At 59.4% G+C, this 12,111-nt stretch carries 9 protein-coding genes; 3 read left to right on the top strand and 6 right to left on the bottom strand.

Annotated features, from left to right (window positions below; genetic code table 11):
* Positions 1 to 44 precede the first annotated feature (44 nt).
* Both Enr13x_RS18370 and Enr13x_RS18365 read left to right on the top strand, forming a co-directional pair.
* Complete coding sequence (locus tag Enr13x_RS18370) at positions 45 to 896, top strand: glucose-1-phosphate cytidylyltransferase (protein WP_145388414.1); 852 nt, start codon at positions 45 to 47, stop codon at positions 894 to 896.
* A gap of 16 nt (positions 897 to 912) precedes the next feature.
* On the top strand, positions 913 to 1,572 hold the full coding sequence (locus Enr13x_RS18365; RefSeq protein ID WP_145388413.1) for a PIG-L deacetylase family protein: 660 nt from the start codon (positions 913 to 915) through the stop codon (positions 1,570 to 1,572).
* 4 nt (positions 1,573 to 1,576) lie between these two features.
* Here Enr13x_RS18365 and Enr13x_RS18360 read toward each other — a convergent pair whose 3' ends face one another.
* On the bottom strand, positions 1,577 to 2,275 hold the full coding sequence (locus tag Enr13x_RS18360; protein ID WP_145388412.1) for a hypothetical protein: 699 nt from the start codon (positions 2,273 to 2,275) through the stop codon (positions 1,577 to 1,579).
* Positions 2,276 to 2,485: 210 nt separating this feature from the next.
* On the opposite strand from Enr13x_RS18360, the gene Enr13x_RS38060 reads away from it, so the two are divergent.
* Positions 2,486 to 3,166: a calcium-binding protein gene (locus Enr13x_RS38060; RefSeq protein ID WP_197456134.1), complete on the top strand. Its 681-nt coding sequence runs from the start codon at positions 2,486 to 2,488 to the stop codon at positions 3,164 to 3,166.
* Positions 3,167 to 3,392: 226 nt separating this feature from the next.
* On the opposite strand, the gene cheB is transcribed toward Enr13x_RS38060, so the two are convergent.
* Genes cheB through Enr13x_RS18325 form a run of 5 tightly spaced genes read right to left on the bottom strand, consistent with a single transcriptional unit; the run spans position 3,393 to position 12,049 of the window.
* Positions 3,393 to 4,460 carry a chemotaxis-specific protein-glutamate methyltransferase CheB gene (gene cheB, locus Enr13x_RS18345; RefSeq protein WP_145388409.1) on the bottom strand — a complete coding sequence of 356 codons (1,068 nt, stop codon included), beginning with the start codon at positions 4,458 to 4,460 and terminating at the stop codon, positions 3,393 to 3,395.
* A 13-nt stretch (positions 4,461 to 4,473) separates the two neighbouring features.
* Positions 4,474 to 7,422: a hybrid sensor histidine kinase/response regulator gene (locus Enr13x_RS18340; RefSeq protein WP_145388408.1), complete on the bottom strand. Its 2,949-nt coding sequence runs from the start codon at positions 7,420 to 7,422 to the stop codon at positions 4,474 to 4,476.
* 21 nt (positions 7,423 to 7,443) lie between these two features.
* The gene (locus Enr13x_RS18335) at positions 7,444 to 9,993 is read right to left on the bottom strand and encodes a methyl-accepting chemotaxis protein (protein ID WP_145388407.1); all 2,550 of its coding nucleotides are present in this window, start codon (positions 9,991 to 9,993) and stop codon (positions 7,444 to 7,446) included.
* Positions 9,990 to 10,610 carry a chemotaxis protein CheW gene (locus Enr13x_RS18330; RefSeq protein ID WP_145388406.1) on the bottom strand — a complete coding sequence of 207 codons (621 nt, stop codon included), beginning with the start codon at positions 10,608 to 10,610 and terminating at the stop codon, positions 9,990 to 9,992. The genes Enr13x_RS18335 and Enr13x_RS18330 overlap by 4 nt, the downstream gene beginning before the upstream one ends.
* Complete coding sequence (locus tag Enr13x_RS18325) at positions 10,607 to 12,049, bottom strand: CheR family methyltransferase (protein WP_231744364.1); 1,443 nt, start codon at positions 12,047 to 12,049, stop codon at positions 10,607 to 10,609. Before Enr13x_RS18325 ends, Enr13x_RS18330 begins: the two co-directional genes overlap by 4 nt.
* Positions 12,050 to 12,111 lie beyond the last annotated feature (62 nt).

Here is a 12,111-nt window from a genome sequence, read left to right as displayed (position 1 = left end):
GCCGCGTTTTTCAAACCCACGATGATGTTCGAGAGTACCCAATCATGAAAGTCGTTCTCTTCTGCGGCGGCTTCGGGATGCGGCTCCGCGAATATTCCGAGTCGATTCCCAAGCCGATGGTCACCATCGGATACCGCCCCATCTTGTGGCACGTGATGAAATATTATGCCCATTACGGGCACAAAGACTTCATCCTGTGCCTCGGATGGAAGGCAAACGTGATCAAGGACTATTTCCTGAACTATGACGAATGCGTCTCCAACGATTTCGTCCTCAGTGGAGGAGGTAAGAACATCAGCCTGCTCAACAGCGATATCCACGACTGGAATATCACGTTTGTCGACACCGGTGTTTCGGCGTGTATTGGTGAACGATTGAAAGCGGTCCAACCGCATCTGGAGGGCGAAAAGACCTTCCTGGCAAATTACACCGACGGCTTAGCATCGGTCGATCTGCCCCGACTGATCAACTTTCACGACCAATCGGATTCTGTCGCAACGTTTGTCTCCGTGCGTCCCTCGCAAACCTTCCACAAGGTTTCCATCGACGAAGCGGGAGGGGTCCAGTGCATTCAGGAAATCTCCAAAACTGATACCTGGATGAACGGCGGATTTTTTGTCTTTTCCAACCAGTTCTTTGATTACTTGGACGAAGGAGAAGAGCTCGTCGACCAACCGTTTCAACGGCTGATCGCGGAGGGGAAACTGCGTTCGATGCGACACGAAGGTTTCTGGGGATGCATGGATACCTACAAAGAAAAGCAGATGCTAGAAGACATGTACGACCGGGGCGACATTCCATGGGCGGTCTGGGATAAATCGACACAGCGTGTCCAGGACGCCGACCACCCCGTGACGTCAAACGCGCAATTCGCCGCCAAACCCTTGCCCCGGTAAACCAGACGCCATATCGATGCTCGGTTTTCAACTCCGCAACATTCAGACCGTCCTATGCTTGGGCGCCCATAGCGACGATCTCGAAATCGGATGTGGCGGCGCGATCCTGGACCTGATCGCCTCAAATCCCGACGTGCGGATTCATTGGTGTGTTTTCTCCGCTGATCAGCAGCGCGCTGCCGAAGCCCGTACCAGTGCAGCGAAATTCCTCGCGGGAGCAGCTGATCATCGCGTTGAAATTTTCGCGTTCCGCGACAGTTTCTTTCCGAATCATTGGGGCGAAATCAAGGAAACCCTGTCGGATCTTTCCAAACGCGTGCAACCCGATCTGATCTTTACCCATCGGCTAGAGGATCGCCACCAAGACCACCGTCTGATCGCCGAGTTGACGTGGTGCGCGTTTCGAAATCACCTGATTCTGGAATACGAGATTCCGAAATACGAGGGTGACCTGGGACAGCCCAATTTGTACTGGACGCTCTCCCGCGCGATCACGCAACAAAAAATAGACCATCTCTTGGAAGCGTTCGCCACACAGGCTGACAAACCCTGGTTTGATGCCGAACTGTTTCAATCGATGCTTCGTTTACGCGGCAGCGAGTGTCACGCACCGTCAAAACTTGCCGAGGGGTTCTATTGCCGCAAAGCGGTCATCGGGCGATCAGGAACAGATTGACAGGCTAAAACGGCCTTTTTGACCTGAGCGTTCTCTCGGCCACGCTGGCGGTGTCCTCGGCCACCGCCTTGGTGCCCTGGGCGTACTTCAGCAAAAACGGACGGACGAAACGCGTGTCGCCGATCACCAGTTCCTCTTCCTGGTGCACTTGGATCTCCTCGCCCGCCCGATGGTCATACACCATCAAGTAGTCCAGCAAATTCAGAACACGGATCCCCTGCCCATCGCGATCATAAATGCACAGGTAGGCGTATCCATTTTCGCGAAGATGAGCGGTCTTGATGTCTCGTCCCAGCGTGTACGGGACGATCTGCAGGATGCCGCGTTTGACCGCGTTGACGAACTTGGGATCGGGGATGCCATCCCGCATCATGTTGATCGCACCCGTGGTCGTGAACAGGGCGCGGGGGTAATTCAATTCCTGGTGCTCGGCCACGGCGCCGTAGAGCACCTCGTACATCTCCAGATCGGAAAACTCCGGAGCGACTTGCAACTTGTCGATATAGAACAACAGTCGGTACACCGCCCCCGATTGATCTCGAATGGCGTTGATCCAGCCCTCTTTTCCGTCCTTGTTTTCCCCGTCGACGTACAGCGAAGACAGCAAGGGATCGGGACGAATCATGCGACGGACCGCATCGCGACGACTCTCCGCCTTGACGAAACTGCGTGAAGGCGACTGGTAGGCGGGCTTTTCTGGCATGAGAAAGCATCCAAAGCGTGAGTACAAAACGACCTTCGAAGCCAATCCTATCGGGCTTTGATCCGATCATCAATGGATGACTCGGGGGCTTCATTCGACAGCCCGCTGTCGATTTTGCCGCAATCATCTGAAACATTTCCCGCGGCGGTCCGCTTGGATTCCTGTCAACGGAATCTTCACCAGCCCACCTCAGTCACGGGAATTCGAACCATGTTAAGAAAATTGACCTTTTGCCTCGCTCTGGCAGGACTTTGCGGCGTCGCCAATGCAGGTGTGTTCGCCTTTGACGACGGCCCGACCCGCGTCGTCATGATCGACGGGACATCGGCCAACGACGAGTGCGAGATCAAGTTTCGGGACGACGAAGACGACGATGCCATCGAGGCCGGTCGAGTCGAAGTGGAACTCAATGGCCAGGAGTATGAATTCGAGGCGATCGCCGGTCCGTACACCCGACTGTACGTCGTGTTTCGCGGCTGGAGTGGAAGTGACACGCTGGTCGCCAAGGACGTCGCACTCGATTTCCCCGAGTTCTTCTACATCTACTTCGATGGCGGAAACCACCACGACGATTTTGACAACCAAACCGACATCGACAGCACCGCACGTGGCGGCAGCGGGGAAGACGTCTTGATCGGCGGAGGCGGCAACGATGACCTCTCTGGCGGCAAAGATTTCGACATCTTGATGGGTGGCGACGGAAATGATGACATGAGTGACTACGGCGACGGAATCCGTGACCAGATGTATGGTGGCGACGGTGCCGACCACTTCGGACGAATCATCTATCAACGCAACTCCGGATCACGAGGCTACACGCTGATCAGCGGAAACCGATTCATGGACTACAACAGCAACGAGGGTGACAGCTACGACTTCGAGCTGCAGTGAAACGCCGACGCTGGCCAACCCCGACGGCAGACGCACACGATGCGTCTGCCGTTTTTTCGTTCCCATGGCAAGTCGTCTGCCGCAACTTAGTCTTCGGGTAACGTGTCGTGAGTCTTGTCAAAGATTCTAAGCAGAAGGATCGTCAACAAGATCCGCCAACCGAACATGGAGTGGTGCCCGGCGCATTGGGCGAGATCGTGGCCCCCGGTGTCGCCGAGCCGACGGATTAGCGGCGGGTCTCGGACGAGCGATTCTCGATCAATTGGTCAAGACGCGGACCGATCGCATCGAGCGGAAGCACCGAATCGACCGCACCGGCCTCGATGGCGGCACGCGGCATCCCGAACACGACGCACGACGCTTCATCTTGGGCGATCGTCACGCCGCCGGCTTGATGAATCTTCATCAGTCCCTCGACACCGTCGTTGCCCATCCCGGTCAAAATCACGCCCACCGCATCGCAGCCGAACGCATCGGCGACGGTCTGGAACAGATGCGTGCCGGCTGGACGAAAGCCGCCGACCGGAGACGCGTCGGAGAGTCGGATGCGTGATTGGCTGACACCGAGATGCCGATCCTGGGGCGCAAAATAGACCGTCGCGGGCAACAACGGTTCATGGTCCTTGGCAATCTTGACGTCCAGCGAAATGACCTCGTCTAACCAGTTCGCAAAACCGTCCATGAACCCATCGGCGATATGCTGGACGATCAAAACGGGTACCGGAATGTCGGTCGGCAGCGCGCCGAGAATCTTGACCAGCGCCGGCGGTCCACCGGTCGACGCGGCGATCGCGATCACGCGGATCCGATGTGGCTTGGTCAGGTAATCAGGCGGCGAGACGGCGTTGACCTGATCGGCCTGTTTGGGCATCAGATGTCGTCGGCGGCGGATGACAAACACACCCGCCATCGCTTTGACGACTCGGACGACTTCTTTCGCGCGGGCATCGTATTCAGGGGATGACGGTCCGACCGGTTTAAGCAACAGGTTGACCGCCCCGGCGCGCAGCGTCTCCATCGCCGTCTCGACTTCGGCGGCTCGGTCGGCCCCGGAAATGATCACAATCGGCGTCGGTTCCTCGATCATGATTTCGCGGGTGGCGGCAAACCCGTCCATGACCGGCATGTTCAAATCCATGGTGACCACATCGGGTTTCAGCTTTTTAACCTGTGCCACTCCTTCGCGTCCGTTCCTGGCAAACCCGACCACCTCCAGTTCCGGGTCGGATCCCAAAATGGTTGCCAGTACCTCACGCGCCGTCGGTGAGTCGTCGACGATCAAGACCCTCGGCATGCTCTGCGGCTTCCTAAATAAGTTGGGCGACGGTTTCGAGCAGATTCTGTTGCTCGAAATTTCCTTTGACGATGTAGGCGTTCGCGCCGGCTTGAACGCCGCGCTGTTTATCGGCATCGGAGCCTCGCGCGGTGACCAGCACGACGGGCAGATCCGCAGCCGATTCCAAACCGCGCAGCGCCGCGGTCAACTCAAATCCGTCCATCCTGGGCATGTCCACGTCGGTGACGAGGATGTCGAACGGCTTTTCTTGGATCAGCTCCCACGCTTGTTGCCCATCGGCGGCCGTCGTGACCTCATAGCCGGCCGATTCCAGGATATTTCGCAACAACACCCGAGTGGTGACCGAGTCTTCGGCCAACAGCAGCGTTCGGCCGTGGGTATCCGGACCGGCCACCGTTTGTTTCCGCGCGCTGGCCGACGCCCGCGCCGCCGCCACCAGGTCCAGCTTCATCCCCAGTGCCGTTCGAACCACATTGGCCGCGTTGATGACCAGCGCGATCTTGCCGGTCGGCAGCAACGTACAGCCCGAAAAATGTCGCAGCCGTCGTACCCGCGATCCGAGGTTCTTGACCAACACTTCTTGCTCGGACAAGACCTCGTCCACGACCACCGCGACGGATTGGTCAGCCACATTCAACACGATCGCCAGTCCCTTGGCCGCGGTCCCTGCCAACAATCCCTTCGACGGTAAACGCAAGGTCTGGGCCAGCGACGCGACCACCATCGGAGCCTCACCGAGCAGCAGGGAATCGCGGCCCGCCGACGAGCGGAGGTCGTCGGGGCCGAAACGCACCAAACGCTGAATCGCCGACGTGGGAATGGCGTACGTCTGGTCGGCGACCTTGACCATCATCGACCGAATCGTGGTCAACGTCAGCGGGACGTTCAACGTAAACCGGGTCCCCAGCCCAGGTTTGGAGGACACATCGACCGACCCGTGCAACGATTCCACTTGGCTTTGCACCACATCCAGACCCACGCCGCGACCGGAGATGTCGGTGATCAGTTTTGCGGTCGAGAAACCCGGCGCGAAGATCAACCGAGCTTGTTCTCTCGGATCGTCGGGAACCTCGATGTCTCGCTTTCGCGCGATCTCGCAAATGCGTCGCAGATTGAGCCCGCCGCCGTCGTCTTCGACCCGCACCTGAACCTGGCCGCCGCGCAATTCGGCCGAAACCGTAATCGTCGCCCGCTCCGGTTTGCCCGCTTCGGTGCGCTGTGCCGGAGACTCGACCCCGTGATCGGCGGAGTTTCGGACCAAATGCAACAGCGGATCCTTGAGCCCCTCCAACACCGATCGATCGACTTCCACCTCCGCCCCGACAATTTTTAGTTCGATCTTTTTGTTGCCTCCGGTCGCGATGTCACGCACGGCCCGTTGCAGCCCACCGCAGGCATCCGAAAACGGCAGCATTCGTACGTTGTAGACTTCGTCATCGAGCAGTCCACAGGTTTGTTGAAGCAGACGATTGTCCGATTCGATCGCACTGGCCAGTGCGTCCAGTCGCGACGAAAGGGCCGTCAGTCGGCTGGCGGTGTGCTCGATCACCGCAGCAATCCGGCGCGGATTGGCGATGTCGCCGTCGTCAATCGTCCGCTCACCCAAGTCCCGCATCGCTTGTTCGTTTTCACGCCAAGTTCCCCGCAGTTCCGCGGCCAGGTCACGCACCGCAGCGGTGTCCTTGGCGCGAAATGCCAACCGGCCGCGGGCGACGAGCAATTCGCCGCTGTGCGACAGCAAGGCGTCGAGTTTCTCCGCCGGAACGCGAATCGATGCCCCCTGGTCGGATTTCACTCGCTTGGGCGACGGCGTCTTGCCTTCGGACTTGGTTTCCAAACCGAGCTTGCCTTGGGACTCGACCGCGACCGGCTCCGTCGTCTCCTCAGGCAGCTGCTTGGGTTCTGCCGGCTTGGTGTCGGCAATCTCGGTTTCAGGCGTCGGACGCGTGTCGGCCACAGCCGGCTCCGCCGATCCCGACAGCAGGTCGTCGATTCTTGATGTCCGTGATTCAATCTCGCCCAGATCCAACTCACGGCCTGCTTTGAGCTGACTTCCCGCGTCCCGAATCACATCCACCGCTTCAAGCATCGCGGTTGCCGAGCGTGTCGAATATTCCGTAGCGCCCGAGCGGATCGATTCCAGTTCATCTTCCAACCGATGACAGAGCTCTTGAACCGGCACGAGTTTGACGACGCCCGCGGCTCCTTTCAAACTGTGCGCCGAACGGAACAGATTCGCGAGCAGCTCGTCCCGTTCGCCGGGATCCGTCACGCTTTCCATCGCGATCGCATCCTGGCTGAGACTTGCGCAGCGGTCTTCCAGTTCTTCTAAGAAGATGGGAAGCAAGGCCGCGTTGATCGGCGGCATTTTGGGTGCTGCATCGCGTTCGGTTTTCTCCGCCGCCTGCTCGACCGCAGGGCTTGCGTCAAATTCAAAATCGTCGTCGTCATCGAATTCGTCGTCGCCATCGACGACCGAGTCGGCGTCCTCTTTGACCGAGCCGGCGCCTTCTTTGACTGAGCCGGCGTCCTCTTTGACCGAGTCGGTCCCGGTGACTTGGTCGGCCAGGCGTTCTAGTTGCGGCAACATCTCGGTCAACGGTGCGCCTTCGATCCCTTGTTCGGCGCGAATTCGCATGCCGATCTCTTCGATCGCATCGACGACTTTCAACAGAATCGAAGTCGTTTCTTGGGACAAGGTCTGATCGGAGTCGCGGTAGAATTCGAAAATGTCTTCCAGCCGATGACAGGCGACATGAATCGGATCGACGTGGACCACCGCCGAGGCCCCCTTGAGACTGTGGGCGGCGCGAAAGATCGACGTCCAGGCCTCCGCCCGTTCTTCGGCGGAAAGGTTATTTTCCAAGGCCAACAGGTCTCGCCCCAGACTACTGACGTGCACGTGCAATTCATCCAGGAACGTGGCCATCAGTTGCTGCACGAGTTGATCACGGTTCATCGGTTCGGTTTCCCATGGGGTTTAGCGATCGGTCAATGACGCCAATTCGTCACTGAGCGCGGCCAGGTTTCGAGCGGCATCTTCGATGTGTCCGATCGCTTCGACGCTTTGTTTGGTGACCGTATCAATGTTGCGGATACCGTGATTCAATTGTCCCACCGCGGCGGCCTGTTGATTGGCGGTCGCCGAGATTTGTGACGCCGTTTGCGCCGACTCGGCCAACGTCGTCGCCAACGAATGGATGGTGCCGCCGGCTTGGCCGATGACTTCATTGGCATCGTGGACCGTGCGCGTGCCCTGTTCGGTGGACAACACGGCGGCATTGGTGGCTTGTTGGATCTCGCCCAGGATCACGCGGACCTGGGCGGTTGCCCGCTTGGATTCTTGTGCCAACGACTTGACTTCGGCGGCGACGACGGCAAACCCCTTGCCGTGTTCCCCGGCGCGGGAGGCTTCCACCGAGGCGTTGAGTGCCAGGACGTTGGTCTGCTCGGCGATCTCGCTGACCGTGGCGGTGATCTCACCGATCGCCGTGGCCCGCTCGGCCAAGGACAACATGCTGTCGGCGATTGATTCGACCTGCAATTTGACCTTGTCCATGGCCTGGACCGAATCTTCGATGGCCCGGAGCCCGACGTTGCCGATCTCGTCGGTGTGACGCGCGGATTTGGCGACGTCATCGGCTCGTAGCGCGGCTTGCGCCGCGGATTGCGAGATTTGATCCGCCGTGGCCACGACTTCGGCGACCGTTGCCGCTTGCTCCTGCGTCCCGGCCGACTGTTGACTGGTGGTCGCAAGGATTTGCTGGGTCGCCACGGCCAAACGGTGCACCGCGTCCCGAATGGCCTGGAACAATGTAAGCCGTTCGGCCTCGGCCTGCTTGCGTTCGGTGATGTCTTGGATCAGTCCGATGAAGACCGTCTCGTCGTGCCGTTTCAATTCCGAGACGCGCAGCGAGATCGGGAACGTCGAGCCGTCTTTGCGGACCGCATCGAGTTCGCGGTCATGCCCGATGATTCGGGCTTCGCCGGTGGCAAAGTAACGGCGCAAGTAGCCGTCATGTTGTTCGCGATGCGGTGAGGGCGTTAGCATCGAAACATTGTTTCCGATCACTTCGTCGGCTCGATAGCCGAACAACGATTCGGCGGCCAAATTGAACGACGTGACGATTCCCGTTGAATCGATCGTCACCAAGCCGTCGGCCGTCGCATTGAAGAGCGCCTTGGTGCGAGCCTGCTGATCGGAAGCCTCGCGGATCATCGCGTTTAGTTTTTCCGTCATCGAACGGAACGACGACTCCAACTTTCCCGCCTCGCCCATCCCGTGCGACGCGGCGATTTCCGTCTCCAGATTGCCTGCCGCGATTTGGTCCGCCGATGCCAAGAGTGCCGACAGCGAAGCGGTCAGTTTTCTGGCGATGAAGAAGACCAGCAACAAAGCGGCCAGGGTGACGACCGATCCGATCACCACGTAGGTCGTTGCCAACTCATTGACGCTCGCCAGCGACGTTTCGCTGTACTCGCTCAAGGCCACGAACCAGAATCGACTGTTGTCCTCCGGTGCGTTGTAGAACATCCGCCGATAGGTCGCCACCATCCCGCGGCCATCCGGTCGCTCGGCGGCGCCGACGAATGCGGCGTACGTGTCGAGTTCCCGATCATAGGCTCCCGCGGTGTCGCGACGCGTGAGACGCTCTGCGCGGACGGGCCGGACCTCCTTGAAGACCGACGGGCTGAACAGCGGGAACGCGTTGGCACCGCTCGAGTAGAGAAATTGCATCGACTCGTCCGCGATTTCGACCTTCAGTTGATCGATTTCACGGTCGGCATCCCGTCGAGACGGGTTAAACGCGACGGCGCTCTCCAACAGCCGGCGTCCATCGACGGTGATGATGAAGACGCCCTTGAGCGTCTGCCGTTGGCGGCCCGCTGCCGCGGAGAAAAATGGCGTGCAGAAGTGAACCGCTACCTTCCCCGATCGATCTTGCATCATCGGCGAAATGTACACCTGGGCCTGATTCAACTCGATCGCCGACCTGAAATAACGTTCCGATGCGATCGAGTCGATGCCCTCGGTGATCAACACCGATGAGGTTCCCTGCTTTTCCACCTCCATCACGCCTTCGCCGTCAGCGTCATACACCGCACAGCGAATCCGCTCGGGATAAAACGCCATCTGCGCCGAAACGATTTGCCCCAACCGGGTGATCCACAGTTCGGTGGTTGACCCCGATTGGACCGGGTCCTGTCCGGGGTTGATCTCGTTTTCCCAGCACCTGACGATTCCGGGAATCGGTGGAAACGTGGGGATCGTCAGCGTGTCCGCCCGGGTCTGGTCGACGACGCTCATGATCTGATTGGCGACCGCGTCGGTTTCCGCCTTCATCTTGTCCAACGTCATCTCCGTCACGACGTCGCGGCTGCGGTTGAACGCGATCCGGCCCATGGCGGCCATCGAGATGACGATCGCAACCGCCGTCAGCGCGCTAAACTGCCAACGCAGGGAGATCGATTGAAATCGTTCGGGCCAGCTCATGCCGGGAGTCTCGATCGAAGGGGGAGGGTCAATCAAGGTTGATCGTTCTGATCAATGTAAATTCGGTCGCATCGAAGCAAGGCGTCGCCGTCTAAGATCATGATCGCGTCGGCGGTGCAGCCGACCAATAGATCGACGACGCTGCCCAATCCGCCACTCGGTTCGCGGATGTCTTGTTTGCGGATGGTGGTCACGTGTTCCAGTTCGTCCACCAGAATCGCACACTCGGGTTTTTCCGTCCCCAGAACCAGCACCTGGGAATCGCGTTGCGTTTGGCCGGAAAGCCCCAAGAAACATCCCAAATCTATGATGGCCGTGATCTCGCCTCGCAGATTGGTCAGCCCCAAAAAAAAGTCGTCGGTATCGGGAATCGGCGTGATCGACTGCGGGCGCATCAGCGCCAGAACGAATCGGGTTTCGATCGCGGCCTCTTCGCTGCCGAGACGAAAGCGAACCACTTCGATCAACTCACTCGTATCGATCACCCGTTCGGGAACGCGGGCCAGTTGCCGGGACCGTTCGGTCATCAGGCCTTTGATCTGCGCGTCGGACAGATTTTCCGCGCTGCAAAGTGACTCCTGTGCACGCGACAGACGCGTCTTGATGCCTTGCCAGTCGAAAGGTTCCCTGGGCGATCCTTCGTTGGTCATCATGGATCTCGCCTCGATTCGAGTCGTGCCAATTGAGACTGGGCCGCCACCGCGATCTCGGCGACCGTCTCGCCGTTGGACATCGGCAACACCTCGTTCGGATTCCCGAGGGCGCACAATTCACAGACCCGCCGAAAGTGTTTGTGTGCCGAGCCATATTGTCCCTGCCGGTTCTGGATCGACGCAAACAGAAAATGAGACATCACCGAAGATCGATTAAGAAAAATCGCCTTTCGTATCGATTCGAGTGCCATCAGCGGCTGATCTGCGTCGGCCAGCAAGACGCCATGTAAATAATGAAGCTCTTCCACCAAGGGGTGCCGCTCGGCGGCCGGGCGGCAAATCTCCAGCGCCCTGATCGGATCCGTCGCGGCGACCCGTTTGATCTCCGCCAAACACGCGTCGGAATCGTCCAACAGATCCCGCGACGATCCCGCCCCCCGGGATGCGCCGTCGGTATCCCATGTCGTGACCGAGCCCGCGTGGTTCGCCACCGGCTGCACGGACGGGCGCAGCGCCGACTCGGCCTGCAGTGAGTTCGCCGGCGCTGTGTTCGCCGGCAGTGAGTTCGCCGGCAGTGAGTTCGCCGGCAGTGAGTTCGCCGGCAGTGAGTTCGCCGGCAGTGAGTTCGCCGGCAGTGAGTTCGCGAGCGGCGATTCGGTCGCCCGATGGAGGGCTTCGAGATCGGACGCGGGGCGGGTCGGCAATCGTGAACCGGCCGTCGTTTTCGACGCCGATTCGGCATGCCGGGGACGGCGATAGAACACACCCTGGTCGCACGCAACGACCTCATAATCGGCGTGTTGGACAAGCTGTGGGTCGCCCGAAGCGGTGATCAACCATCCGCCCGGCGCCAGGCACGCGAACAGCCGGCGGCTGATCTCACCCACCGTCTCGCTGCCGAAGTAGATCAGCACATTGCGACACAGGATCAGATCCATGTTGCACGTGCCGTTGGCCGAGGAGGGATACGTGTTGGACGCTAAATTCAATCGCTGGAATTGAACGCGTCGGGTGATGCGGGGTGACAGGGTGAATTGATCTTCCGACTCGGTCACGAAGGGGCGGACCGCGTCGGAGGCTTGACCACGAAACGACCACGGCCGGAAAACCGCTCGCTGTGCTTTTTCGATCGCCGCGGTGGACAGGTCCGTCGCCAAAATCGTCGACGCGGCATGTTCCTGCGTGAACACGATCGCCAACGAATAGGCCTCTTCCCCCGTGGCACACCCGGCCGACCAAGTCCGGATCGGTTCGTGATGCCCCGAGCGGGCACGGAAATCAGGAATGACCGTCTGGCGGATGAACTCGAAGTGCTGATGCTCGCGAAAGAAATAGGTTTCGCCAACGGTCAATTGATCGATCGTGTCGGAGAGCAACTGGGGGTTCCGTGCCAAGCTCCGTTGAAACTCCGCAAACCCCTCGACGGCAACTGCTTTCATCAGTCGCCGGAGGGTCGTCATCGTGTGCCGATGTTGATCGTTACGGAACTTGAGACCGGTGT

The sequence above is a fragment of the Stieleria neptunia genome, from assembly GCF_007754155.1.
In the GTDB taxonomy this organism is placed as follows: Bacteria; Planctomycetota; Planctomycetia; order Pirellulales; family Pirellulaceae; genus Stieleria; species Stieleria neptunia.
The sequence above is the reverse complement of the archived record's forward strand: the minus strand, read 5'-3'. Positions and strand labels throughout refer to the sequence as shown.